The organism is Sinomonas soli, assembly GCF_054782415.1.
Genome location: NZ_BAAGSN010000003.1, coordinates 170,857 through 195,980 on the forward strand (window position 1 = coordinate 170,857; position 25,124 = coordinate 195,980).

At 70.5% G+C, this 25,124-nt stretch carries 22 protein-coding genes; 14 read left to right on the plus strand and 8 right to left on the minus strand.

Features of this window, described 5'->3' with window-relative positions:
- Nucleotides 1-49 precede the first annotated feature (49 nt).
- Nucleotides 50-1,324: an MFS transporter gene (locus tag ACYVKZ_RS01955; RefSeq protein WP_460990341.1), complete on the plus strand. Its 1,275-nt coding sequence runs from the start codon at nucleotides 50-52 to the stop codon at nucleotides 1,322-1,324.
- A 145-nt stretch (nucleotides 1,325-1,469) separates the two neighbouring features.
- On the opposite strand, the gene ACYVKZ_RS01960 is transcribed toward ACYVKZ_RS01955, so the two are convergent.
- Entirely contained in the window at nucleotides 1,470-2,180 is a 711-nt protein-coding gene (locus ACYVKZ_RS01960; protein ID WP_460990342.1) for an IclR family transcriptional regulator, read from the minus strand.
- A 337-nt stretch (nucleotides 2,181-2,517) separates the two neighbouring features.
- On the opposite strand from ACYVKZ_RS01960, the gene ACYVKZ_RS01965 reads away from it, so the two are divergent.
- The 3 genes from ACYVKZ_RS01965 to ACYVKZ_RS01975 all read left to right on the plus strand — a co-directional run bounded on the left by ACYVKZ_RS01965 (nucleotide 2,518) and on the right by ACYVKZ_RS01975 (nucleotide 5,339).
- Nucleotides 2,518-3,882, plus strand: coding sequence for an MFS transporter (locus ACYVKZ_RS01965; protein WP_460990343.1), 1,365 nt, complete (start codon nucleotides 2,518-2,520; stop codon nucleotides 3,880-3,882).
- A gap of 195 nt (nucleotides 3,883-4,077) precedes the next feature.
- On the plus strand, nucleotides 4,078-4,497 hold the full coding sequence (locus ACYVKZ_RS01970) for a hypothetical protein (RefSeq protein WP_460990344.1): 420 nt from the start codon (nucleotides 4,078-4,080) through the stop codon (nucleotides 4,495-4,497).
- 53 nt (nucleotides 4,498-4,550) lie between these two features.
- The gene (locus tag ACYVKZ_RS01975; protein ID WP_460990345.1) at nucleotides 4,551-5,339 is read left to right on the plus strand and encodes an alpha/beta fold hydrolase; all 789 of its coding nucleotides are present in this window, start codon (nucleotides 4,551-4,553) and stop codon (nucleotides 5,337-5,339) included.
- 4 nt (nucleotides 5,340-5,343) lie between these two features.
- On the opposite strand, the gene ACYVKZ_RS01980 is transcribed toward ACYVKZ_RS01975, so the two are convergent.
- Nucleotides 5,344-5,991, minus strand: a complete 648-nt coding sequence (locus tag ACYVKZ_RS01980; protein ID WP_460990346.1) for a TetR/AcrR family transcriptional regulator — start codon at nucleotides 5,989-5,991, stop codon at nucleotides 5,344-5,346.
- A 217-nt stretch (nucleotides 5,992-6,208) separates the two neighbouring features.
- On the opposite strand from ACYVKZ_RS01980, the gene ACYVKZ_RS01985 reads away from it, so the two are divergent.
- From ACYVKZ_RS01985 to ACYVKZ_RS02015, 7 genes are all read left to right on the plus strand, one after another.
- Nucleotides 6,209-7,891: an amidohydrolase gene (locus ACYVKZ_RS01985; protein ID WP_460990347.1), complete on the plus strand. Its 1,683-nt coding sequence runs from the start codon at nucleotides 6,209-6,211 to the stop codon at nucleotides 7,889-7,891.
- An 86-nt stretch (nucleotides 7,892-7,977) separates the two neighbouring features.
- Nucleotides 7,978-8,973, plus strand: coding sequence for an ABC transporter substrate-binding protein (locus ACYVKZ_RS01990; RefSeq protein ID WP_460990348.1), 996 nt, complete (start codon nucleotides 7,978-7,980; stop codon nucleotides 8,971-8,973).
- Between the two features lie 6 nt (nucleotides 8,974-8,979).
- A complete protein-coding gene (locus ACYVKZ_RS01995; RefSeq protein WP_460990349.1) occupies nucleotides 8,980-9,753 on the plus strand; it encodes an ABC transporter permease in 774 nt (257 codons plus the stop codon).
- The gene (locus ACYVKZ_RS02000) at nucleotides 9,753-10,523 is read left to right on the plus strand and encodes an ABC transporter permease (protein WP_460990350.1); all 771 of its coding nucleotides are present in this window, start codon (nucleotides 9,753-9,755) and stop codon (nucleotides 10,521-10,523) included. The genes ACYVKZ_RS01995 and ACYVKZ_RS02000 overlap by 1 nt, the downstream gene beginning before the upstream one ends.
- A gap of 47 nt (nucleotides 10,524-10,570) precedes the next feature.
- The gene (locus tag ACYVKZ_RS02005) at nucleotides 10,571-11,386 is read left to right on the plus strand and encodes an ABC transporter ATP-binding protein (RefSeq protein ID WP_460990574.1); all 816 of its coding nucleotides are present in this window, start codon (nucleotides 10,571-10,573) and stop codon (nucleotides 11,384-11,386) included.
- The gene (locus ACYVKZ_RS02010) at nucleotides 11,383-12,987 is read left to right on the plus strand and encodes a sulfatase family protein (RefSeq protein ID WP_460990351.1); all 1,605 of its coding nucleotides are present in this window, start codon (nucleotides 11,383-11,385) and stop codon (nucleotides 12,985-12,987) included. The genes ACYVKZ_RS02005 and ACYVKZ_RS02010 overlap by 4 nt, the downstream gene beginning before the upstream one ends.
- A 100-nt stretch (nucleotides 12,988-13,087) precedes the next feature.
- A complete protein-coding gene (locus tag ACYVKZ_RS02015; protein WP_460990575.1) occupies nucleotides 13,088-14,074 on the plus strand; it encodes a formylglycine-generating enzyme family protein in 987 nt (328 codons plus the stop codon).
- 290 nt (nucleotides 14,075-14,364) lie between these two features.
- On the opposite strand, the gene ACYVKZ_RS02020 is transcribed toward ACYVKZ_RS02015, so the two are convergent.
- Nucleotides 14,365-15,375: an AraC-like ligand-binding domain-containing protein gene (locus tag ACYVKZ_RS02020; RefSeq protein WP_460990352.1), complete on the minus strand. Its 1,011-nt coding sequence runs from the start codon at nucleotides 15,373-15,375 to the stop codon at nucleotides 14,365-14,367.
- Nucleotides 15,372-15,965: a TetR/AcrR family transcriptional regulator gene (locus ACYVKZ_RS02025; protein ID WP_460990576.1), complete on the minus strand. Its 594-nt coding sequence runs from the start codon at nucleotides 15,963-15,965 to the stop codon at nucleotides 15,372-15,374. Before ACYVKZ_RS02025 ends, ACYVKZ_RS02020 begins: the two co-directional genes overlap by 4 nt.
- A gap of 130 nt (nucleotides 15,966-16,095) precedes the next feature.
- Between ACYVKZ_RS02025 and ACYVKZ_RS02030 the strand changes: the two genes are divergently transcribed.
- From ACYVKZ_RS02030 to ACYVKZ_RS02040, 3 genes are all read left to right on the plus strand, one after another.
- Entirely contained in the window at nucleotides 16,096-18,108 is a 2,013-nt protein-coding gene (locus ACYVKZ_RS02030) for a primary-amine oxidase (protein WP_460990353.1), read from the plus strand.
- Nucleotides 18,109-18,248: 140 nt separating this feature from the next.
- Nucleotides 18,249-19,775: an APC family permease gene (locus ACYVKZ_RS02035; protein WP_460990354.1), complete on the plus strand. Its 1,527-nt coding sequence runs from the start codon at nucleotides 18,249-18,251 to the stop codon at nucleotides 19,773-19,775.
- 169 nt (nucleotides 19,776-19,944) lie between these two features.
- Nucleotides 19,945-20,556: a DnaJ family domain-containing protein gene (locus ACYVKZ_RS02040; RefSeq protein ID WP_460990355.1), complete on the plus strand. Its 612-nt coding sequence runs from the start codon at nucleotides 19,945-19,947 to the stop codon at nucleotides 20,554-20,556.
- A gap of 164 nt (nucleotides 20,557-20,720) precedes the next feature.
- Here the strand turns inward: ACYVKZ_RS02040 and ACYVKZ_RS02045 are convergent, their stop codons facing one another.
- The 4 genes from ACYVKZ_RS02045 to hpaE are packed head-to-tail and all read right to left on the minus strand — an operon-like array spanning nucleotide 20,721 to nucleotide 25,096.
- Nucleotides 20,721-21,554 (minus strand): HpcH/HpaI aldolase family protein, encoded by an 834-nt coding sequence (locus ACYVKZ_RS02045; protein WP_460990356.1) that lies wholly within the window; start codon nucleotides 21,552-21,554, stop codon nucleotides 20,721-20,723.
- Nucleotides 21,539-22,324, minus strand: coding sequence for a 2-oxo-hept-4-ene-1,7-dioate hydratase (gene hpaH, locus ACYVKZ_RS02050; protein WP_460990357.1), 786 nt, complete (start codon nucleotides 22,322-22,324; stop codon nucleotides 21,539-21,541). The genes ACYVKZ_RS02045 and hpaH overlap by 16 nt, the downstream gene beginning before the upstream one ends.
- A gap of 3 nt (nucleotides 22,325-22,327) precedes the next feature.
- Entirely contained in the window at nucleotides 22,328-23,494 is a 1,167-nt protein-coding gene (hpaD, locus tag ACYVKZ_RS02055) for a 3,4-dihydroxyphenylacetate 2,3-dioxygenase (RefSeq protein WP_460990358.1), read from the minus strand.
- Between the two features lie 51 nt (nucleotides 23,495-23,545).
- Complete coding sequence (gene hpaE, locus ACYVKZ_RS02060; RefSeq protein ID WP_460990359.1) at nucleotides 23,546-25,096, minus strand: 5-carboxymethyl-2-hydroxymuconate semialdehyde dehydrogenase; 1,551 nt, start codon at nucleotides 25,094-25,096, stop codon at nucleotides 23,546-23,548.
- Nucleotides 25,097-25,124 lie beyond the last annotated feature (28 nt).

Genomic DNA, 25,124 nt, shown 5'->3' on the forward strand with positions numbered 1-25,124 from the left:
ACGGCGGGTGGCAGGGACGCCGTGCCTGTCCTCGAGGTATCCCGTGGCCGTGCGCGTCTCCCTCCTTGCCCGCTACTCCGCGCTCCCGTCCCTCGCGGGGGCGGGCTTCATCCCCATCGCCCTCGTGGCCAGGCTCCCGCTGGCGATGCTGACCATCGGCACTCTGGCCCTCGCGTCGGTCGCCGCCGGCTCGTACGCGCTCGGCGGCCTCGCTGCAGGGGCGGTCGGCGTGGGCTCGGCGCTCGGCGCGCCAGCCCTCGGCTGGCTCGCCGACCGGTACGGCCAGCGCCGCACAGTCCTCGTCGCGGGACTCCTCAACACGGCCGCGACGGTGGCGGTCATCGTCGCCAGCTACCCGGCTGGCGGCCTCCACGAGTCTGCACCGCTTCCGCTCATGGCCGCCTCGCTCGCGGCGGGGCTGACTCTTCCGCAGGTCGGTCCGCTCGCCCGCGCGCGGTGGATGGCCCTCACCGCCCGGCGCCCGCTGCGCGAGCTCGAGCGCGATGCCGCATTCTCCTACGAGAGCACGGCCGACGAGCTGACGTTCGTCCTCGGCCCCGCCTTGGTCGGTGTCCTCGGGGCGGCCCTCGCACCCTGGCTCCCGCTGGCCCTGGCCGCCGCCCTCACGGCCGTGTTCGTGACGACCTTCGCGCTGCACCCCACCGCGAACGCGGTGCCTCCGACCGTGCGGGCCGTCCGCCCGGCCGCCGAAAGGGCGCGCGCCACGGCGCCGGCGGGCACGGCGCCGTCTGGCGGCAGCTGGGGCCCTGTCGCGCTGCCGGTCGGGGGAATGCTCGCGATGGGCGCTTTCTTCGGCAGCACGCAGACCGCACTGACCGCCTTCGCCGGCGAGCGCGGCGCGGCGGAGATCGCCGGACTCCTCTACGCGGCGCTGGGCCTGACCTCCGCCGTCGCCGCACTCAGCGTTGCCGCCTGGCCTGCGGGGTTCACCCTCGCCGCGCGCTGGGCGGCCTGCGCGGGAGCCCTGACGGCCTTGGCGTTCCTCATGCTCCTGCCCCACTCCTTCGGGGCCATGGCGGCGGTGATGCTACTGATCGGCCTGCCCGTCGGCCCGATCATGGTCACGGTCTACGGCCTCGGCGGCCGGCTGGCGCCCCCCGGCCGCATGGGCACGGCCATGACCGCGCTCGCCAGCGGCCTCGTCGCAGGCGTCGCCCTGGGAGCAGGCACCGCCGGTGCGCTGGCGGAGGGCGGCGGTGCGGCCGCGGCGTTCGCTGCGCCCCTTGCCTCGGCCGGCGCACTCATGCTGCTCGGCACGGCGGCCCTGCTCCTGCTGCGCGGTCGCACCCGGTCCGCGGCCTGACGCCTCCGCTGCAGCCCGGCCCCGCCGGGAGCACGCTTCACCGGCTGCCGGCCGCCCGACTCTGCTCTGGCTGGCCCTCCCGCCCCGGCGGATCGCGTCCGCCCGACTCTGCCCCGCTCGACGTCCCCGGCCGTGCCCGGCGGCCCTAGCCGACGGCGTGCGCGATGCGGCCTGCCGCGGCGAGGAGGGCGGCGCCGATGGGTGCCGGCTCGACGGCGGTCCCGAGGTAGACCACGGCAAGCGCCGCGGGCCGGTGGTGCGGCAGGATCAGGGGGACGGCAACGGAGGACAGGCCGGGGATCACCTCGTCGTGGCTGAGCGCATAGCCGCGCTCGCGGGACTCGTCCGACTCGGCACGGTAGGGCACGTCGGGCACCCGCTGCTGCCACTCTTCCCGCCCGAGGGCGGACTGGATGGCGATGCCGGGGCCGCCGCGGTCCAAGGGGTGCCTGGTCCCCGGGTGCTGGGCGAGGGTCGCGCCGTTGTGCTGGGGCTCGACCGTGGCGAGCGTGATGCAGTCGGTGCGGTCCCAGACGGCAACGAAGGCGGTCATGTGCAGCTCGGCTGCGAGCCGGCCGAGCTCCGGCAGGGCGGCCGCCTGGAGGTCCCGCGAGACCGAGCGGGCGAGTACCGCGAGGCCCGCTCCGGGCTGCAGCCGTCCCGAGTCGTCGCGCGTCACGAGCGCGTGGTCCTCGAGCGTGCGCACGATCCTGTACGCGATCGAGCGGTGCACGTCGAGAGCCGAGGAGAGCTCGGCAATCGTCAGGGGAGTGCGCGCCTCCGCGAGGAGCTCGAGGGCGCGGATGCCCCGGGAGAGCGTCTGGGAGTGGGGGCCGGTCTCGGCGGTGCGTGGCATGGGATCCTCTGCAGCTGGCTGGGTCGCGGCGTTCCGCGCGCGGCGCTGTCCGATATCAGCACTCTCTGTTCCATTATCGAACGTATCGCCTCAGTATCGGGCACACCGGGCCGGTGCGGCAACGCAGGCCGCCGTTCGGCGCGCCGCGGGCGCCGCTCGCCGCATCGCGCCACGCCGGCTCCCCGGACCGCGTGTGTGCCATCTCACAGTCATGTATTCTGCCTTTGTTGACCGACCAATCGGTTGGTAAATCGAGCGGTCGGGACGCCCACCGGCGTCCACCGTCAACGGTTCGCCCCTCCGCGGGGCATTCGCACCCTAGAACCACGGAGTCCCAATGACCCAGGCAGTCAACGCCTCCCAGCCCACCTCCGCGATGTCGCGCGAGGAGCGTCGGGTCCTGGCTGGCACCCTCGTCGGCACCACCATCGAGTGGTACGACTTCTTCATCTACGCCCAGGCGGCCGGCGTCGTGCTCGGTCCGCTCTTCCTCGCCCCCGTAGCGAAGGAGAACCCGGGCATGTCCCAGGTGATCGCCTTCGCGACGATCGGCATCTCGTTCCTCTTCCGCCCCCTCGGCGCGATCGTGGCCGGCCATCTCGGCGACCGGCTCGGCCGCAAGAAGATGCTCGTGTTCACGCTCATCATGATGGGCCTGTCCACCTCGCTCATCGGCATCCTGCCCACCTACGCCCAGGTCGGCGCGCTCGCACCGCTCCTGCTCATCCTCCTGCGGGTGCTCCAGGGCTTCTCCGCCGGCGGCGAGTGGGGCGGTGCCGCCCTCATGTCGGTCGAGCACGCGCCCAAGGGCCGCCGCGGCTACTTCGGCGCCTACCCGCAGATCGGCGTCCCGATCGGCATGATCCTCGCGACCTTCACGCTGTGGATCCTCACCACCATGATGGGGCCGGCATTCGTCCAGTGGGGGTGGCGCCTGCCGTTCCTGTTCTCGATCGTCCTCATCGCCGTCGGCTACCTGATCCGCCGCGCCGTCGAGGAGAGCCCGGTCTTCCTCCAGCTCCAGGAGCGCCGCAAGGAGTCCTCGGCCCCCCTCGGGCAGCTCTTCCGCCACAACTGGAAGGAAGTCGCCCTCACCGCGGTCATCTTCATCGCCAACAACGCCGCCGGCTACCTGCTGATCGCCTACTTCGCCACCTACGCGGTGAAGAACCTCAAGATGGACCAGCCCACGGTGCTGCTGGCGACGACGCTCGCCTCGTTCGGCTGGCTCATCTTCACCCTCTGGGGCGGCGTGGTCTCCGATCGGCTCGGCCGCATCCGCACGTTCCAGATCGGCTACGCCTTCCTTGCCCTGTGGGCGGTGCCGATGTGGTTCCTCATCGACACGAAGAACATCGTCTGGTACTTCGTGGCGCTCTTCGTGATGACGTTCGGACTCGGCCTCTCCTACGGTCCCCAGTCCGCGCTCTACGCCGAGATGTTCCCGGCGAAGGTGCGCTACTCGGGCGTCTCGATCGGATACGCCCTCGGCGCGATCCTGGGCGGCGCCTTCGCCCCGATGATCGCCGAGATGCTCATGAACCAGTTCAAGATGTCCTGGACGATCGGCGCCTACATCGCCGTCGCCGCCGTGATCTCCCTCGTGGGCGTCTCGCTCGTGAAGGAGACCAAGGGGGTGGACCTCCACGTCGCCGAGGCACACGAGGACTACGTCAGCGAGCACCCCGAGGCCGCGCGCTGACCGTGCCCCCTCGCTGACGTTGCCCCTGGCCGCTCGCTGACACCGGGCGCTGCCGGCACTGGGGTCTGCTGGCGCTGGCGCACGACGGCGGGCCCTCCCACGCGGGAGGGCCCGCCGTCGCGCTGTGCGCGGGTGGTCAAGGACGGTGCGCTGTGGCCGAAGCCCGCAGTGCACCGTCCCTGTGATGCTCGTGGCATGGACACGAGGACGATGCCCGCAAGGAGTTCCGGCCGCTGGGCCGCCGCGGCGGCCGGAGCAGCCGGGGCAGCCCACCTCGCCATGGTCCCCGGCGGCGGATGGATGGCGGCGCTCGGGGCGGCCATGGCCGCGGCATGCCTGCCCTGCGCGTGGCACCTCTGGCGCCGGCCGAGCCTGGGCGCAGCCCGCGCCGTTATCGGGATGTCGCTGGGCATGGTGCTCGTGCACGGTGCGCTCCTGCTCTCCGGTGGCCACGGGGGCGGCCACGCGCACGCCCACCAGCCGTCCGCGGGGGCTGCGGATGCCCACGCAGGGGCCATGCTCGCCATCATCGCGGTCGAGCTCGGCACCGCCCTCCTCGCCGCCGCCTGGGTGCGCCGGCAGCGGACGGCGCGCGCCGCCGTCGTGCCCCGCTGAGGGGTGTGCCACATCGGCGCCGCCCCCGCGCGGTGCGGCGGTAGGGTGTGCCGGTGAGCACGACCGCGAACCCCGCCGACGGCACCGAGATCTCCTACGACGCCGTTGGCGAGGGGCCCGCCGTCGTCCTCCTCCACGGCTCAGCCCTGTCGAAGGCGATCTGGCGCGGACTCGGCTACGCGAAGGCGCTGGAGGGCTTCACAGTGGTGCGGATCGACCTCCGCGGCCACGGGCGCAGCGGCAAGCCGGCCGCCGCCGAGGCGTACCGGATGGCGCTGCACACCGGCGACGTCCTCGCCGTCCTCGACGCCGAGGGAATCGGCCGGGCCCATCTGGTGGGCTACTCGCTCGGCGCACGGGTGGCGTTCTCCCTCGCCGCCGCGGCCCCCGCGCGTGCGGTCTCGCTCACGGCGCTGGGCGGCACGTACCGGCCCCAGCGCGGCGAGGTGGCCAAGGTCTTCTTCCCCGGCTACCTCGGGGCCCTGCGCTCGGGCGGCATGCACGCGTTCGTCGAGGGGCTCGAGGCCAGCGGGAAGGCGGTGGACCCGGCCACCCGCCAGGCGTTCCTCGCGAACGACGCCGGGGCGCTCGCCGCGTGCTTCACCGGAACCGAGGAGGACCCCGGGCTGCCCGAGGCCGTGCTCGCCCAGCTCGCCCTTCCCGCCCTCCTCATGGCGGGCACCCGCGACCCGCAGCGGCTCGAGGACTCGCGCCGCGCGGCCGGGATCATGCCGGACGCCCGGTTCGTCGAGCTTCCCGGGCGGACGCACGCCGGGACGCTCGCACCGGCGGGCCCGATCCTGGAGGTACTCGTGCCGTTCCTGTCCGGAAGCTCTCGCTGACTCCTCAGGTCCCGCTGGCGGCAGAGTCCGAAGCGGCAGCGTCCGACCGTGCGAGGAGTTCCACGAGTGAATCCGCGAGGAGTGCAATGAGCGCTTGCGATCGCTCCGTGTCGGGATCGGCGATGTGCTGCATGCTGATGCCGTCGATGCCCGAGATGAACAGCCGCGCGACGAGGTTGAGGTGGAGCGGCACGTCCTGTCCCGAGGCTCTGCACGCCGATGCGAACAGCTCTGCGGTCGAGGTGACCCATCCCTCGTACATCGAGCGGTTCTGGGCCCGCGCCACCGGCTCTGATTCGGGGGGTTCGCGGAAGCGGCGGAGAAGGAGCTCGAAGGTGGTCACCTGTTCGTGGGGGCGCTCGAGCATGCGGTCCCAGATCCGTTGGGCATGCTGTCGGATCACGCGGGGGAGGCCGGCACCGAGGTCCTCGATGGGGGTCAGGCTCTTCGCGTAGTCGCGGCTCAGGAAGTTGTAGACCTCTTCGAGGAGCGCGTCCTTATTCCGGAAGCAGTAGTGGAGCGCGGCGAGCGGCGCATCGGCCTCGGACGCAATGCGCCTCGTCGTCGCAGCAGGCAGGCCCTCCGCGGCGATCACCCGCGCGGCAGCCTCGACGAACTGCATCCTCCGCTCCTCGGCGGGAATCCTGGGCATGGGTGCCTCCCCCTGTCATCAGCGTCCATCCTAGGCGCGGGCGCGCGTGCCACCGTGGCGCGACGGACGCAGGACAAGCCTACGACCTAACTTGGTCACTTGACCTAGTCAAATGATCTAGTCGTGGTGCATGATGTTGTCCGGATCACATCTGTACCCGCTAGACGACGAGGAGATGACAGTGGCGCGACGTACCGACACGAGGCCTCTCGCAGACATGGCGATCGTTAACGCCCAAGTCCTGCCTATGGGTCCCGCGGGCCGGGGGAGCAGCGCGGACAGACCCGTCGCGGATGCGCTCGCGGTCCGTGAAGGCCGCATCCTCGCCGTCGGCTCCGCGGATGTCGCCGCCGTCATTGGCCCTCGCACCACGGTGGTGGATGCGTCGGGCGGGGCGGTGCTGCCGGGGATCAACGACTCCCACCTGCACTTCACCGGCGCCGCCATGTCGGCCTTCGGCTACCTCGACATCTCCGCGGCAGTGGCACCCAGCTGGGACGGCGTTGTGGACCTCCTACGCCGCGCGGAGCCGGGAGCCGACGGGTGGATTCGCGCCCGCGGGTGGGACGACGTGCTCATCGGCGGCGCGGCCGGCCAGATCCTCGACGTCCGCTCGGACACGCCGATCGTCGCCTTCGACCAGACCGGCCACCAGCTCGCGGCCAACCGGGAGGCATTGCGCAGGGCGGGACTCACGGCGGCGGCCCACAACCCGGCGGGCGGCGTCATCGGCCGTGACGGGCTCGGCGAGCTGAATGGCCTGTTCCAGGACGCCGCAATGGAGCTCCTCAACCGCGCACTCCCTCCCGTCCCGCGCACAGCGCTCAGGGACGCGATGCTCGCGATGCAGCGCCGGCTCCACACCCAGGGAATCACCTCGTTCACCGAGCCGGGCCTCGGACCCGCCTGCGCAGGGCTCCTCGACGGGTCCGGCTCGACCGAGGCGATCCATCTCCTCGGCGACCTCGCAGAATCGGGTGAGCTCACCCTGCGCGCGACGGTGCTGATGCTGTTCGCCGGCACGGGGGGTGCGGACAGCACGGCCATCACGGCCGGCCTCGCGAGCGGGCTGGGCCACGCGTACACCGACCGCGGGATCAACCCCGAGCGGCTCCGGATCGCGGGCGTCAAGGTCTTCGCGGACGGCATCCCGCGCAGCGGCACGGCCTGGATGAACGAGCCCTACGGCGACCACTGCACCCACGGCAGCCTCGTCATCGCTGGCGCCACTGATGCGGACCGTCTCGAGGAACTGGGCCAGATCTTGGCTGCGATCGATGGGGCAGGGCTGCAGGCCGGCATCCACGCGACAGGGGATGCGGCCACGGAGGCCGCTGTCGCAGCCCTCATCGCGCGGACGGATGCACGGGTCAATCGCCACTACATCATCCACGGGGCTTTCAGCGGCCGGGAGACCCTCGGCAGCATGGCGCGACACGGGATCGGCTACAGCACCAATCCGCTGATCCGCCACGGTGCCGGCGACGCGATGCGCCGTATCCTCGGCGACGAACGGTTCGCCCGGCACCAGCCCCTCCGCACGGCCTCCCAGACAGGAGTTCGCTTCACGCTGGCCTCGGACGCGCCCGTGGCCAGCACCGATTGGCGCGAGACGATCGTCGCCGCCGTCCGGCGCGGAACGCGAACGTCGCCCGGAATGCCAGGCGATCCCGAGAGCATCCATGGAACCGAGGCCCTTGCCGCCATGACGGCGCATGCCTCGTGGCAGGACCACATGGAGCACGTCAAGGGCGTGCTCTCTCCGGGCATGGCAGCGGATGTGTGCGTTCTCTCCGCTCCATGGCCCGATGACGCCGACATTGAGGACCTCCTCGCCACGGAGGTGGTCCTCACCCTCGCGGCGGGCATCCCGGTCCACGCAGGGGCCCTGCTGGATTGACAGCTCCACGTGCTCGCCTGCCGCCCTTTCATGCTCGCCTGACACCCATTTCCACGCCACCCTTCAAACCTCTCGAGGAGAGAACCATGCGACGTAGCATCCCCGCGGCCCTGGCCGCAATCCTCGCCCTGACGCTGTCCGCCTGCGGCGGCGCTGCATCATCGAGCACGGCCTCCGGCGGCAACGATGGCATCACAACCCTCAAAGTCGGCACGATTGGCATCGGGAGCGATGCGGCCATCAAGCTCGCTGTCGACAAGGGCTTCTTCAAGGAGCAGGGCCTTGACGTCAAAACATCAGTCGTAACGAATCCGCCAGCGGGCATCGCGGCCGCCCAGAGCGGGCAGCTCGACCTGACCTATACCCCTTCGGTTCCCCTTCTGAATGCGCTCGGAAATAACGTCCCGCTCACCGTCGTCGCGGCTGCCGACGGATACTCCGACCAGGCGATGGCGAGCAAGGACATGACCAAGGTTGACGACACGGGCCTCCTCGTCGCGAAGGACTCGCCCATCCAGCGTCCCAAGGACCTCGAGGGCAAATCGGTGTCGGTGCCAGCACGCAAGGCGCAGCTCGAGGTCACAGTGAGCAATCTCATCAAGGACGACGGCGGGGACCCGTCCAAGGTCAACTGGATGGTCCTCGATCCCTCGTCCGCCCTCCAGTCCCTCAACTCCGGACGAGTCGACGCGGCCTCGCTCGTGGCGCCATTCGTATCCAAAGCCATCTCGGAGGGCGATCGCCTCCTGGCCTCACCCGGAGTGGCCTTCTTCAAAGCGGGCGCGGTGGGCCTCTGGGTCACTGGCAATAGCGCGCTGGCCAAGGAGAAAAGAGCCATCGAGGGATTCCGCACTGCGATCTACAAGGCCAACGCCTACGCAAATGCGCACATCGATGAGGCCCAGCAGCTCAGCGCCCAGATCACCAACAATCCGGTCGATGTCATCAAGGCCGGCGCGGTGAACTACTGGCCCGACAAGGTCACCGTCGACGATATCCAGCGCGTCGATGACGCAATGGCGAGTCTCGGATACCTCAAGGAGCCCGTCAAGCTCCCCGCTGACCTCATCCTGGGAAGCTGACCGCCCGTGAGAACGTCCTTCAAGCCCACAGCGGTCGGCGCCGCCGGCATCGCGGCAGCCCTGCTGATCTGGCAGCTCGCTGCACTCTCCGGAGCAGCGGGGGGCTCGCTTCCGCAGCTCGGCCGGGTAGTCGGTGAGCTCGGCTCGCTCGCCGGCAGTCCCGACTTCTGGTCTGCGGCCGGCGCCACGATCGGCATCGCACTCCTCGGCCTGGCCGCGGCCGGGGCGTGCGGGGTGACCGTCGGCATCCTCGTGGGAAGCTTCGAACCGGTGCGCTACGCGACCCGGGTCGTCCTGGAGTTCCTCAAGCCCGTCCCGCCTATCGTGGTCCTGCCACTCGTCGTGCTGGTCCTCGGGCCCACCGGAGAGATGTCGTGGTTCCTCGTGTTCCTCGGCTGCCTGCTCCCGATCATCATGCAGACGGTTGACGGCGTGCACAGCACCGATCCTGTCGCGCGGGACACCGCGCGTTCCTACGGCATGCCGCCTGCGGAGATCCTCTCCCGAATCGTGCTGCCGAGCGCCCTTCCGTACATCGGTACCGCAGTCCGGGTTACCGCCCCGGCGGCCCTCATCATCACGGTGGTGGCGGGGCTGCTCGGCGGCGGCCCCGGGCTCGGACAGAGCCTGTACCTCGCTCAGGCGGGAGGGAACTACGCGACTATGTACGCGCTGGTGGTGATCCTCGGCGTCCTAGGGCTGCTGTTCCAGGCGGGGACACGGGCCGCCGAACGTCGGCTGCTCCATTGGCATGAGTCCTACCGAGAGGCGGTGCACTGATGAAACGCATCATCCTGTGGGTCCTGGGCGTGGGGACACCGGCCGCTCTATTTGCGGCATGGTGGATCGCCTCGGCGGGTTCGACCGACACATTCTTCCCTCCGCTCGCAGACATCCTTGATCGCTTCCGCGCGCTGTGGCTCTTCGACCACTTCGGCTCGGACGTTCTCGTGAGCCTCCGCAATCTCGTCGTCGGCTACGTCCTCGCGGCCGTCGCCGCCGTCCTCGTCGGGTTTGTGACGGCGCTGGCGTCGCCCATCCGCTGGGCGATTGACCCAGTCATCCATTTCCTGCGGGGCATCCCGCCGGTCGCACTCGTGCCGATCTTCATCTCCCTCATGGGCTTCGGCCCTGAGATGCGGATCACGAGCATCGCGCTCGCGGCGTTCTTCCCCACGTTCATCTCGACCGTCGACGGACTGCGGGCTGTGGACCGCGGTCTCATCGACGTCACCCGCGTCTACCGTCTCCGTCCGGGGGAACGCGTCTTCTCGGTGCTCCTTCCGGCGGCAGGACCGCAGATCTTCTCGGGCCTCCAGGTGAGTCTGCAGACGGCGTTCGTCGTGATGATCGCCTCGGAGATGCTCGGCCCGTCCCAGGGCATCGGGGCGATGACGCTCCTCGCCCAGCAGAGTTTCATGATCCCGGACATGTGGTCCGGCATCCTCCTACTCGGCGTGATCGGGTTCGCAGCAAACCTCATCTTCGACCTGGTCCGACGGAAGGTCCTGGCCTGGTACATCGGCTCCCGCAGATTGGCTCGTACATGACTCCCACCACCTTCAGCCCCCTGACCACCTCCCAGACAGGCCATGCCATGGAAACCAACGCCGTGACGACGTCCGCAGAGCGAGAGAGCACGAGGCAGGCGCGCCTCGAGGTTAGGCATCTCCGCAAGGCCTACGGGACGGGCTCGTCGGCCAAGACGATCATCGAGGACCTCACGTTCAGCGTCGACGCCGGCGAGGTAGTGTGCATTGTCGGGCCTTCCGGCGTCGGCAAGACGACGCTCCTCAAATGTCTGGCCGGCCTCCATCCGGCCACATCGGGCGAGATGCGGATCGATGGCCACGTGATCAGCGGTCCGCCGCCTGAGATGGCGCTCGTGTTCCAGGACTACAGCCGCTCGCTCATGCCATGGCTCACCGTCCGCAAGAATATGATCCTGCCGCTGCGTCACCTGCGGCTGCCTCGTGCTGAACTCAAGGCCCGGTGCGACGAGGCGCTCGAGGCGGTGAGCCTTTCCCACGCCGAGCACCAGTACCCGTGGCAGCTCTCCGGCGGCATGCAGCAGCGGGTAGCGATCGCCCGCGCGCTCGCCTACCGGCCGGAGGTCCTCATCATGGACGAGCCCTTCGCTTCGGTCGACGCCCAGACCCGGTTCGACCTGGAGGACCTCTGCCTGAAGATCCGTGAGGACTTCGGCATGACGATCCTCGTGGTCACCCATGACATTGACGAGGCTGTCTATCTCGCTGACCGCGTGGTGGTGCTCGGGTCGAAGCCGGCACGTGTGCTGAAGATCGCCGACGTCGACCTCCCCGCGCCGCGCGACCAGATCGGCACCCGCTCCCTGCCCCAATTCGCGGCGCAGCGCACCGAGGTCCTCTCCCTCATCAAGAGGCCGGCATGACACGGCGCCCGAACGTCTTGGTCATCGTCGCCGACCAGCTGCGTGCGGACCATCTGGGCTTCGGGGGCAATACCGTGGTGAAGACGCCGAATCTCGATGCCCTTGCTGATCGGGGAATGGTGTTCGAGAACGCGACCGTGGCCAATCCAACGTGCATGCCCAATCGGGCTTCACTCGTGACGGGACGGTGGCCCTCAGCCCACGGCACGCGATGCAACGGCATCCCGCTGGATCCTGCGTCGCGGACGCTCATGCGCTCGCTGGCCGATACCGGGTACCGCACCTTGGCCGTCGGCAAGCTGCACCACCAGAACATGGGCTGGGAATTCGAGCCCGAGCAACAGGCCGAGATCCGTGCGACGGCGCCGCTCCTTCTGAACACGACTGCGGAGGACGCTCGCCCGCGCAGCGGGCCGGCCGGATGGGACCACTGGGAAGACCGCGCTCGGCACGAGCAGGCGTTCGTGCCGCTCCCGACCGACTACTACGGGTACTCGCACGTCGACCTCATCGTCGGCCACGGGGACCACCCCGGCGGCCACTACCTGCACTGGGCACGGGAGCGAGGGCTCGACCCCGATGCGGTCGGCGGCCCCGACGGATCTGAAGCGGTCTACCCGGGATGGGATCAGGTCTACCGCACTGCCATCCCAGCGCACCTCCACCCGAGCGCATACATCGGGGAGAAGGCGGTCGAGCATCTCAAAGACGCGGGGGGCTACGACGCGCCGTTCTTCCTGTTCGTCTCGTTTCCCGACCCACACCATCCGTTCTCGCCCCCCGCCGGGTACGACACGCTGTACGATCCGGACAGCATCCCGCTTCCCCTCGGGTTCGACCAGGATCACTCGCGTTCGCCTCGACACATCCGCCACATGGTGTCGCGCCGCGGCGAGCCTTGGACGGATCCGACGATGACATGGGCGGCCACGGCCGAGCAGTACAGGCATGCCGCGGCCGCGCAGTACGGACTCATCACGCTCATGGACGAGCAGATCGGGCGGATCCTCGCGGAGCTCGACGCGCAGGGGCTCTCCGAGGACACGATCATCGTGTTCACCGCGGACCACGGCGATCTGTTCGGTGACCACGGTCTGATGCTCAAGCACTTCTGCCACTACAGGGCCGTGACCAACGTGCCGCTCGTCGTCGCGCTTCCCGGTGCGAGTGCTGGTCCGCGGTCCGCGGCAGGCCGAAGCCGCTCCCTCGTGGCGAGCCCCGACCTCGTGCCAACCCTCATGGAGCTCACCGGAGCGGGACAGTTCCGGGGGATCCAGGGAATCTCGTTTGCGTCGATCCTGCACGGGGGCGATGATGTGCACCGGTCGGCTCTCCTGATCGAGGAGGATCAGCCGTTCGGGCTGCCCGGGCTGCCGGGGCCAGTGCGCATGCGCACGGTCGTGACCGCTGAGGGGCGCCTCACGCGCTACTTTGGCGCGGGCGAGGTCGAGCTGTACGACCACGCCCTGGACCCGTGGGAGTTGCACAACGTGGCAGGCCAACCTGAGTACGCTGCCCTTGAGCGCCGTCTCACAGAGGCCCTCGTCACCCAGATGGCGAGTCTGGCCGATGAGGGCACAGCCCCCACCGCCGCCGCGTAGTCGCAGAGCATAGGCAATCCCGCGAAAGGAAAGGAAGCAGCCGATGACCGGGCACTATCCGGCTTCCCGCAGCCCCGTAGGGGAGTCACCTGAGGAACAGATGCCGCGGTGCTGTGCGCCGTCGTCTGCAGCCCTTCCGGCCGATGCCTCCGCACCGGGTGAACCCGGCACGGCCTCGGTGGTCGCGGCCGCCTCGCCGGACCTCGTTGTGACCCGGCGGCCCCGCCCCTCGGCGGTCGGGCACGACGACGTGTGGATCCCCGGCGGTACGTTCCACATGGGAGACGCGTTCGACGAGGGATACCCCGCCGACGGTGAGCAGCCCGTCCACCGCGTGGCCCTCGAGGGATTCCGCATCGACTCCGCCCCGGTGACGAACGCCCAGTTCGCCGCCTTCGTCGAGGCCACCGGATTCCGGACGGACGCCGAGCACTTCGGCGTCTCGGCCGTGTTCCACCTGCTCGTGGAGGCGCCGCCCCCCGCAGTCCTCGGCCCCGTGGCCGGGACGCCATGGTGGTTTACTGTGCGGGGGGCGGACTGGGCCCACCCAGGCGGGACACGGTCATCCTGGCGCGACGTCGCCGACCATCCCGTGGTGCACATCTCGCACCGGGATGCGCTCGTGTATGCCCGGTGGGCCGGCCGCCGCCTGCCCACCGAGGCGGAGTGGGAGTATGCCGCGCGCGGCGGCCTGGCGGGCGCCCGCTACCCGTGGGGCGACGAGCTCGTGCCGGGCGGAGAACATCGCTGCAACATTTGGCAGGGCGTCTTCCCGACGGTCAATACGGGCGACGACGGCTGGATCGGGACCTCGCCTGTGCGCACCTACTCCCCGAACGGGTACGGGTTATGGGACACGAGCGGCAATGTCTGGGAATGGTGCGCCGACTGGTTTTCGGCCCGCTACTACCATGAGTCCCCGCAGGCGTCTCCGAAGGGGCCGGTGCGGGGCACGGCCCGTGTGATGCGCGGGGGCTCGTACCTGTGCCATGACTCCTACTGCAACCGCTACCGCGTGGCGGCGCGCAGCTCCAACACCGCCGACTCCTCGAGCGGCAACTGCGGGTTCCGCACCGTCGCCCGTTGACGGACCTCAGTCTCGCTTGGGCCGGCTCGGATCGTGCCTCTCTGGGTGCACGGTCTGGCTCAGCAGCCGGCCCTGGGCACCGAACGTCAGTGCACCGTGCCCTCGCCGGACGCGGGCGGGACGGCCTTCAGCCGATCCTTGAGCAGTGGCGTGCACACTGCCCCGTGCATTCCAACATCGCCTCGATCTCCGGGCTGAAGGCGGCGAGATCTCCCGCGGGGGCCGAACCGTGCCTGCGCCCTGCGGCTCGCTTCCGATTCCCCGGGTGCGGGGCGGCCAGCGGCTGCCGGCTAGCCCTCTCCCGCGCGGTAGGCGGTCGGCGGCAGCCCGTAGGCGGCGCGGAAGATGCGGGAGAAGTGGGCCGAGTCCGTCAGGCCCCAGCGGGAGGCGATCGCGGTCACGGGCCGGTCGGCGAGCACCGGGTCCCGCAGGTCCCGGCGGCACCGCTCGAGCCTGCGCTCGCGGATCGAGGCGGAGACCGTGGTCCCGAGCTCGCGGAAGAGGTCGTGGAGGTGCCTGGTGGAGATGAAGTGCGCGGCCGCGATGGAGCCGGGGGAGAGCTCCGGGTCGGGGAGGTGCGCCTCGATGTAGTCGTGGATCCGGGCGAGGAGCATCTGGTGCGGGTCGCGGGAGGCCGCCGACCGGGCATCGAGCTCCCCGTTGAACAGCGTGGTGACGAGGTCCAGCGCGTTGCCCACGAGGCGTGAGCCGTTCGGGCCGGCCACCGCGCCCAGGTTCTCGGAGAGCCGGATGAGGAACGGCGCGACGAGGGCGCCGAGCCCCTCGGAGCCGCTGATGGCGGATGCCGTCACCTGCGCCATGGCGTCGGCGGGCAGGTCCAGCGCGGCGTGCGGGAACATCAGCACGAGCGAGCGGAAGTCGTCGTCGAACGCGAGAGTGTACGGGCGGTCCGTCGAGTAGATCGCTAGACTGCCGGGCGTGAGCACGGCCTCCCGGCCGTCCTGCAGGAGCAGGCCCGTGCCGGCGAGCTGGACGCCGAGCTTGAAGTACTTCCGGTCCGCCGCAGCAATGAGCTCGGGCGTGCGCATGACGGCGTGGCTGCTCGCGGCGATCTCGATCATGCTCGTCTGCTGGGCCGCGAGGTGGCGGCCGCGCATGCTGCCCGTGAAGGCGGAGTGCCGGTCCGCCTCGACGGCCAGGGGGACGAACGAGGCGGAGACGGCACGCCGCCAGGAGTCGAAGTCGTGGGCGACGGTCACCTCGAGCCCGGCCGTCCGGTCTGCCGCCGCGGGGGAGGGTGCCACGGGGGAGGGTGCCGCGGGGGAGGGTGCCACGCTCATGACCGCTCCTCGGGCAGGAGCGCGTCGAGCAGGAGGTCTAGCTGGGCGACGAGCTGGCCGGCGCCGTGGTGGGCGGGGGAGAGTGTGGCCGTGATCTGGGCGCCCAGCACGAGGTCCATGACGGCGCCGACCGCCGGCTCGAGGTCTTGCGGTCCGCCGGAGAAGCCCGCCTCGCGCAGGAGGTCTGCGAGCGCTGCGCGCCACTGGTCCATGGAGCGCTCGTGCAGGGCGGCCTTGTCCCGGTCCCTGACCGCCTTGCTCCAGAACGCGATCGCGACCCGCGCCTCGGCGACCCGGTCGTCGTCGAGCGGCAGGATCTCGTGGCAGTAGGCCCGGAGGGCGGCGCGCCCGGAGAGGCCGGCGGTCGCGGTCGCCATCCGGAGGTTCGTCCGCGTGAAGACGTGCTCGAACGCGAAGTCGAGCAGGCCGTCCTTCGAGGTGAAGTACGGCTTGAGCGCGCCGTTGGCGAACCCAGCGGCGGAGGCGATCTCGCGCATCGTGGCGGCGTCGAGGCCCCGCTCGGCAATGACCCGCCACGTCGCATCGACGAGTTCGAGCCGGCGCTGGTCGTGGTCCACGATCTTCGGCATCTCCACCTCGCAGTCTTCACCCGGCGGGCCCGGGGCCCGTGGTTTTTTCTACAACCGTTGTGATTCAGCTTACAGGCGGTTATTCTCTACGTCCATAGAAAAAAACTCCGCCGACCCCCTGGAGGATCCGATGAGCATCGACACCACGGCCCACGAGCACCCGGCCCCCGGGCAGCATGCCTGCCACGAGCAGGCCTCCCCGGCGGACGGCGCAGCCGGGCAGTACGCACTGGCCACTGCCGGCGAGATCGGGGCCGCCCGCGGCATCCTCGAGCACGCTGGCCTCTGGCGGGAGACCACCCGCATCGCCTACCTCGGCCTCGTCGACCCGCCGCGGGGGAGCGGTGCGCCCGGACCGGACGCGTCCGTCGACCGCCGGTTCCGCATCTTCCTGCACGACGTCGGCGGGTCCCGCCCGCGCGATGTCACGCTCTCGGTGACGCGGGGCGAGATCGATTCCGACACCGAGCTCGACACCTCCGCGACCGGCGAGCTTCCCGTGCTCGAGGAGGAGTTCGAGGTGGTCGAGGAGATCCTGGGTCGCGACGGGCGCTGGCTCGAGGCCCTCGCCGCGCGCGGGCTCGACCCCGCGGCGGTCCGCGTCGCCCCGCTCTCCGCGGGCGTCTTCGAGTATCCCGAGGAGAAGGGCCGCAGGATCCTGCGCGGCCTGGCGTTCGTCCAGGAGCACGGCTCCGACAGCCCGTGGGCCCACCCCGTCGACGGCCTCGTCGCCTACGTCGACGTCGTCAGCCGCAGTGTCGACCAAGTCCTCGACTTCGGCGCCGTCCCCGTCCCGGCCGAGCACGGCAACTTCACCGACCCCGAGCTGACCGGGCCGGTTCGGACCACCCAGAAGCCGATCGAGATCACCCAGCCCGAGGGCCCGAGCTTCACTGTCACGGGCGGCAACCACGTCGAGTGGGAGCGCTGGAGCCTCGACGTCGGCTTCGACGTGCGCGAGGGCCTCGTGCTGCACAACATCGCGTTCGACGACGCCGCGGCCGGCAACCCCGGCGACCGGAAGCCGACGCGCCGCCGCCGCATCCTCGACCGTGCCTCGATCGCCGAGATGGTGGTCCCGTACGGCGACCCGTCCCCGGTGCGCTCCTGGCAGAACTACTTCGACACCGGCGAGTACCTCGTGGGCCAGTTCGCCAACTCCCTCGAACTCGGCTGCGACTGCCTCGGCGAGATCACCTACCTCAGCCCCGTGGTGGCCGACGCGTTCGGCAACCCGCGCACCATCGCGAACGGGATCTGCATGCACGAGGAGGACGCCTCGATCCTGGCCAAGCACTCGGACCTGTGGAGCGGGGTCAGCTACGTACGCCGCAACCGCCGCCTCGTCATCAGCTTCTTCACCACGATCGGCAACTACGACTACGGCTTCTACTGGTACCTCTACCTGGACGGCACCATCGAGTTCGAGGCCAAGGCCACCGGCGTCGTGTTCACGTCCGCCCAGCCCTCGGCGGACTACCCGTACTCGTCCGAGATGGCCCCCGGCCTGGGTGCGCCGTTCCACCAGCACCTCTTCAGCGCGCGCCTCGACTTCGCCCTCGACGGCGGCCCGAACCGCGTCGAGGAGGAGGACGCCGTGCGTGTGCCGCTGGGCCCGGGCAACGAGCGCGGCAACGCCTTCACCCGCAGGCGCACCCTCCTGGCCCGCGAGTCCGACGCGGCGCGCGAGAACGACATGGCGGCCGGCCGCTCCTGGGTCGTCTCCAACCCCGCCTCGCTCAACCGCCTCGGCGAACCCGTGGGCTACAAGATCCACCCGCAGGGCCACCCGACCCTCCTGGCCGACCCGGCGTCGTCGGTCGCGGCCCGCGCGGCCTTCGCGACGAAGGCGCTCTGGGTCACCCGCTACGACGAGGCGGAGCGCTACCCGACCGGCGACTTCGTCAACCAGCACCCCGGGGGCGCCGGCCTGCCGGCCTACCAGGCACAGGACCGCGACCTCGACGGGACGGACCTCGTCGTGTGGCACACGTTCGGCCTGACCCACTTCCCCCGCCCCGAGGACTGGCCCATCATGCCGGTGGACCACGTGGGCTTCAAGATCCGCCCCGAGGGCTTCTTCGACCGCAGCCCGGTCCTCGACGTCCCCGCCCCGGCGCCCGGCGGCCACTGCCACCGGTAGCGCCGCCGAGGAGTGCCGCCCAGGTAGCGCTCAGGCAGACAAGAGGCGTTCACTGTGGGACAAGTCACGCAGAGGGCGTCCATCGCACGATGGTGGGGCGGCCACACCGGCCGCCCCACCTCATTGACCTTGGAGGACCCATGAGCATCCCGACGAGCTCCCCGCGTCGGATCAAGGAGGTCACCGTGGCGCAGGCCGCAGCCTCACCGCGCCCGCGCCGCCTCGGAGTCGCCTCCGTGACCCTCATGATCATCGCGGCCTCCGCGCCGCTGACCGTCCTGGCCGGCGGTGTGACGACGACGTTCGCCGTGACCGGCCTGCTGGGCGTCCCGCTGTCCTTCCTCATCCTCGGCGCCATCCTCACGGTCTTCGCGGTCGGCTATGCGGCCATGAGCCGCCACGTGACCAACGCCGGCGCGTTCTACGCCTACGTCTCGCAGGGCATCTCCCGGCCCGCCGGGGTGGGCGCCTCCCTCACCGCCCTCATGTCCTACAACCTCATGCAGGTCGGCATCTACGGCATCTTCGGCTTCACCGTCTCCTCGTTCATCTCGGAGCGCTTCGGGGTGGACGTGCCGTGGTGGGTCCCCATCCTGGTGTGCATCGCGGTCGTCGCTGCGCTCGGCGTCAACCGGGTGGACCTCTCGGCGAAGGTGCTCGGCGCCCTCGTGGCCCTCGAGTTCCTCGTCGTGATCGTGTACGACATCGCCTCGTTCGCCGCCGCGCCCGAGGGCGTGACCGCGGCGCCGCTCGCGCCGTCGAGCCTCTTCGTGCCCGGCATCGGCGCCGTGCTCTCCTTCGGCGTCGCGGCCTTCATGGGCTTCGAGTCCGCCGCGATCTACGGCGAGGAGGCCAAGGAGCCCCACCGCACCATCCCGCGTGCCACCTACACCGCGGTCGGCATCATCGCCGTCTTCTACGCCGTCTCCTCGTGGGCCATGGCCGTGGGCACCGGGCCGTCCCACCTCTTCGACGCCGCGGGCAAGCAGGGCCCGGACCTCGTCTTCTCCTTCCTCGGTGCCCACGTGGGCCAGATCGCCGCGGACATCGCGCAGGTCCTGTTCATCACGAGCCTCTTCGCGGCGCTGGTGAGCTTCCACAACGCCGTGGCGCGCTACTTCTTCTCGCTCGGCCGCGAGCGGGTCCTGCCGGGCTGGCTCGAGGCCACGAGCCGGCACGGCGCGCCGAAGGCGGGCTCGATCGTGCAGACCGGCATCGCCGTGATCGTGACCATCGCCTTCGCGATGGCGGGCAACGGCTCCGAGCTCGGCCCGCTGTACCCGGTCCTGACCATGTTCACCTGGCTCACCAACGCCGGCGCGATGGGCCTCGTGCTGCTCATGGCGATCGTCTCGGTGGCCGTGATCGGCTTCTTCCGGCGCCGCCCCGCCCTCCGGGCCGGTGCCTGGACCGCCGTGATCGCACCGGCCCTCGGAGCCGTGGCCCTCGCAGCCGTGTTCTGCCTCATCGTGGCGAACTTCGACGTACTGCTCGGCCTCACCGAGCCCAGCGTCCTGAGCTGGGTGCTTCCCGCGATCGTGGTCGTCCCCGGCCTGGTCGGCATCCTCTGGGCCCTCCGGCTCCGCCGCGTGGACCCCGCCCTGTACGCGAGGATCGGGCACGGCGAGGAAGGCCGCGCGCACCACCTCGGCGACGAGGAGGACTGACCCGCGGCCTCCCGCCGGGAGCCGCCGTGACTGCAGTGCCGTCACGTCCTACCGTGGACGTGGCGGCACTGTGCCGTGGTGTGCCGTGCGATGCGGTGCCGTGCGCGGCGCCCTGCGCCACGGTGCCGGGCGTCGGAACGGCCCCGGGACGAGCCGATCGGGAGGTGGCATGGGAGGCAGAGGCGAGGAGGAGCTGCGGCGCCGGATGGAGCGCGCCGCCGAACTGCGGGCGGGCCGGATCGCCCACACGCCCGAGGAAGCCGAGGAGATCGAGCGGGAGGACGAGCTCAACCGCAGGCGCCGGGAGGTCGATCCGGCGCGCCGGGCCGACTACCTCCTCCGCGACGCGATCGCCCGGGGGGAGTTCGACCACCTGCAGTATGCAGGCAAGCCGATTCCCAATCTGGACAACGTCAACGACCCCGACTGGTGGCTCAAGGGGCTCATCCAGCGTGAGCAGCTCACCGGCCTCGGGCCCGAGGCGCTCGTCCTGCGCGTCGAGGACGCGCGGCTGGAGTCCACCCTCGACGCGCTCTACACGGAGCAGCAGGTCAGGGACAGCCTCGAGGCGTTCAACCGGCGCATCATCGAGGCCCGCCGCCAGCTCCTGGGCGGGCCGCCCGTCATCACGAAGACCCGCGACGTCGACCGCGAGGTCGCCCTCTGGCACGAGCGCCGCGCGGCCGAGGCCGCCGCACACGCTGCGGACGAGGCGGACGACGCCGGCAACCGCCCGCCGCCGGCCTGGCGCCGCTGGTTCGGCCGCGGCAGGGGAGGCTGAGCGCAGCCGGGCATATCGCCATCATTGAGGTCAGGTTCGGAGCGAAAGCGCCCCCAGTCCCGCGTGAGTTGTGTCGAGATGCGCGCACAGGCGCGGAAGCGGAGCCGGAACCCGAAGGTTCCGACTCCGCTTGGCGTTCCGGTGATCAGCCTGCGTGGCGAGGCTCAGTAGCTCGCCGGCCGTCCGCCGTCGTCCGCCGGGTCCGAAGCCGCCGCGAAGCGGGAGGCGAGCTCCTCGCTCGAGCGGGCGAGGATCGCCACGTCGGCGCCCACGAGCACGAACCGCGCGCCGCGCTCGATGTAGTGCCGCGCCGTGGCCTCCACGAACGCGTTGACGCCGGCCGGCTTCCCGGCCGCCCGGGCTGCGTCGAGGCAGTGCTCGACCGCGGCGCGCACCTCGGGGTGCTCCTGCTGGCCCAGGACGCCCATCGAGGCGGCCAGATCGGACGGGCCGATGAAGATCCCGTCCACGCCGTCCACCGCGAGGATCTCCTCGACATTGGCCACGGCCTCGCCCGTCTCGATCTGCACCGTGAGGGAGATGGTCTCGTCCGCGCGGGCCAGGTAGTCCGGGATGCGGTTCCACCGGGCAGCGCGGGCGAGGGCCGAGCCGACGCCCCGGACGCCGTGCGGCGGGTACCGCACGGCGGCCACGGCGGCCGTCGCCTGCTCGGCGTCGTTGACCATGGGGATCAGGAGGTTCTGTGCCCCGAGGTCGAGGTACTGCTTGATCAGCACCACGTCGTTCCACGGCAGGCGCACCATCGGCAGCACGTCGTAGCCGTGCACGGCGTGGAGCTGGGCGAGCACCGACTCGAGCGAGTTGGGGCTGTGCTCGGTGTCGATCAGCAGCCACTGCGCCCCCGAGCCCGCCATGATCTCCGCGACAAGGGGGCTGCCGGAGCAGACCCACAGGCCGATCTGCGCCCCGCTGCCGGGCTCGGCCGCCGCGGCCAGGGCGTGCCGGAACGTCCTCTCGGGCTCTAGACGAAACGGCATGTCACCGTCCCCAGGGGCCCGTAGTCCGCGTACACCGTGTCGCCCTCGTAGACCCACATGGGCCGGGTGAACGAGCCGGCGAGGATGAGGTCGCCCGCGCGGAGGTCCTGCCCGTGCTGGGCAAGCTTGTCCGCGAGCCACGCGACGCCTGTCGCCGGGTGGTTGAGGACGCCGGCGGCGACGCCCGTCTCCACGATCTCCTGGTTGCGGTAGAGGAGGGAGGACACCCAGCGCAGGTCCACGTCGTGCGGGCGCACGGGGCGCCCGCCCACCACCATGGCGCCGAGCGCGGCGTTGTCCGAGATGGTGTCCACGATGGTGCGCCCCTCCATCTCGATCCGCGAGTCGAGGATCTCGAGGGCGGGGACCACGTAGTCGGTCGCGTCGAGCACGTCGAAGAGCGTCACCCCGGGACCCTTGAGGTCGCGGCCCAGGCGGAACGCGAGTTCGACCTCGATGCGCGGGTGGGTGTAGCGCTTCCACTCGACGACGGCGCCGTTCTCGAGGACCTGGTCGTCGAAGATGACGCCGTAGTCCGGCTCGGTGATGCCGGTGGCCGCCTGCATGGCCTTGGACGTCAGGCCGATCTTGCGGCCGGCCACCCGCCGTCCCTCCGCCTCGAGGCGGCTGGCCCACAGCTTCTGCACGGCGTACGAGTCCTCGACGTCCATGCCCTCGTAGCGGGTGTGGAGGAGGGGCACCGGCGTGCGCGTGCGCCCTGCCTCCACGAGCTCGTCGGCAATTGCCGCAATCGTCTCTTCGCTCAGCATGGCTTAGAGCTGGTTGCCGATCTTGAAGCCCTTCGAGGCCTGGCCGTGGTACGAGCCGGACTCGTCGTCGGCACGGGTGTAGGAGAAGCCGTCGGCGCCGATGGTCACCTCCATCTCGGAGGAGTCCGTGCGCTCGATGACCGGCTGCGGGTTGCCGTCGAGGTCGAGCACGAGCGAGGCCTCCGTGTACCAGCTCGGCACGACCGGGTTGCCCCACCAGTCGCGGCGCTGGTTGTCGTGCACGTCCCACGTGACGACGGGGTTGTCCGGGTCGCCGGTGTAGTAGTCCTGCGTATAGATCTCCACGCGGTGGCCGTCCGGATCGAGGATGTAGAGGTAGAACGCGTTCGAGACGCCGTGGCGGCCCGGGCCGCGCTCGATGTGGTCCGACATGCGCAGGGCACCGAGCTTGTCGCAGATCGCGAGGATGTTGTGCTTCTCGTGCGTCGCGAAGGCCACGTGGTGCATGCGGGGGCCGTTGCCGCCGGTCATCGCGGTGTCGTGGACGGTCGGCTTGCGGCGCATCCACGCGGCGTACACCGTGCCGTCCTCGTCCTGGATGTCCTCCGTGACGCGGAAGCCGAGGTCCTGCATGAACTTCGTGGCGCGCGGGACGTCCGGGGTGACCTGGTTGAAGTGGTCGAGGCGGACGAGCGAGCCCGGCGTGTGCAGGTCGTAGCGCCACGCGAGGCGCTCGACGTGCTCGACGTCGTGGAAGAACTCGTAGGGGAACCCGAGCGGGTCCTCCACGCGGACGGAGTCGCCGATGCCCTTGGTGAAGCCCTCCGCGCGGCGCTCGACACGGCAGCCGAGCTCGGTGTAGAAGGCGACGGCCTTGTCGAGGTCCTCCGGGGTGCGGACGCGGTAGGAGAAGGCGGCCACGGCGGCCACCGGGCCCTTGCGCAGCACGAGGTTGTGGTGGATGAACTCCTCGAGCGAGCGGAGGTAGACGGCGTTCTCGTCCTCCTCGGTGACCGTGAGCCCGAGGACGTCGACGTAGAAGTTGCGCGAGCGCTCCAGGTCCGTCACCACGAGCTCCATGTAGGCGCAGCGCAGGATGTCCGGGGCGGGCACCGACGGGGTGGGGACCGGGTTGGCGCAGGAGATCGGGGCCTCCTGGGAGACGTAGAAGCCCGACGAGGTCAGGGTCATGTCGTCGCGGTTGGTCATGGCAGCGTCCTTGCTTTCAGTGAGATGGGGTGTGGTTGCGGGGCCGCCGGCTCAGCGGGGATCCGGGTCGTCGAGGTCGGTGGCGGTGTGCGTCTCCGCAGGCGCCTCCTGCTTGCCGAAGGTCGGGTTGTGCACCTTGCCCAGCGTGATGTGGACCGCCTGCTGGTCGGTGTAGAAGTCGATCGAGCGGTAGCCGCCCTCGTGGCCGAGGCCGGAGGCCTTCACGCCGCCGAAGGGGGTGCGGAGGTCGCGGACGTTGTTCGAGTTGAGCCAGACCATGCCGGCCTCGACGGACTGCGCGAAGTTGTGGGCCCGCTTGAGGTCGTTGGTCCACACGTAGGCGGCCAGGCCGTACTTGGTGTTGTTGGCGAGCTCGAGGGCCTCCTCGTCGGTGTCGAACGGCGTGATCGCGACGACGGGGCCGAAGATCTCCTCCTGGAAGATCCGGGCGTCCGGCTTGACGTCGGCGAACACCGTGGGAGCCACGAAGTTGCCGAACTCGAAGCCCTCGGGCTGGCCGCCGCCGGCGACGAGGCGGCCCTCCTCCTTGCCGAGCTCAACATAGCCCATGACCTTCTCGAAGTGCTCGGGGTGCACGAGGGAGCCGACCTCGGTGGCGGGGTCGTGCGGGTAGCCGACCTTGACGCGCTTGGCCTGCGCCGCGTAGCGCTCCACGAACTCGTCGTAGATGCCGCGCTGGACGAGGATGCGGGAGCCGGCGGTGCAGCGCTCGCCGTTGAGGGAGAAGACGCCGAAGATCGTGGCGTCCACGGCCGCGTCGAGGTCCGCGTCGGCGAAGACGACCGCCGGGCTCTTGCCACCGAGCTCCATGGAGAGGCCCTTGAGGTAGGGGGCGGCGTTGGCGAAGATGATCTGGCCCGTGCGGCTCTCGCCCGTGAAGGAGATGAGCGGCACGTCGGGGTGCTTCACGAGCGCGTCGCCCGCGTCCTCGCCGAGGCCGTTGACGAGGTTGAACACGCCCTTCGGCAGGCCCGCCTCCTCGAAGATTCCGGCCCACAGCGAGGCCGAGAGCGGGGTGAACTCGGCCGGCTTGAGCACCACGGTGTTGCCCGTGGCCAGGGCCGGTCCGAGCTTCCAGGACTCGAGCATGAACGGGGTGTTCCACGGCGTGATGAGGCCCGCGACGCCGATCGGCTTGCGGTTGACGTAGTTGATCTGGCGGCCGGGGACCTTGAAGGTGTCGTCGGCCTGGGCCACGATCAGGTCCGCGAAGAAGCGGAAGTTCTCCGCCGCGCGGCGGGCCTGGCCGAGGGCCTGGGTGATGGGCAGGCCCGAGTCGAAGGACTCGAGCTGGGCCAGGCGGGCGTCGCGGGACTCGACGATGTCCGCGATGCGGTGCAGGACCCGCGAGCGCTCGCGGGGGAGCATCTTGGGCCAGGGGCCCTCCTCGAAGGCGCGCTTCGCCGCGGCGACGGCGCGCTCGATGTCTGCCTTCTTGCCGGCGGCGGCCTTGACGTAGACCTCGTTCCTGACGGGCTCGAGGACGTCGAACGTGTCACCGTCGACCGAGTCGACGAACTCGCCGTCGATGTAGTGCTGGATGCGCTCAGGCAGGTTCTCCGGAACGGAATGGGTGGTCATCAGTGATCCTCCGATGGGTGGACGTGTG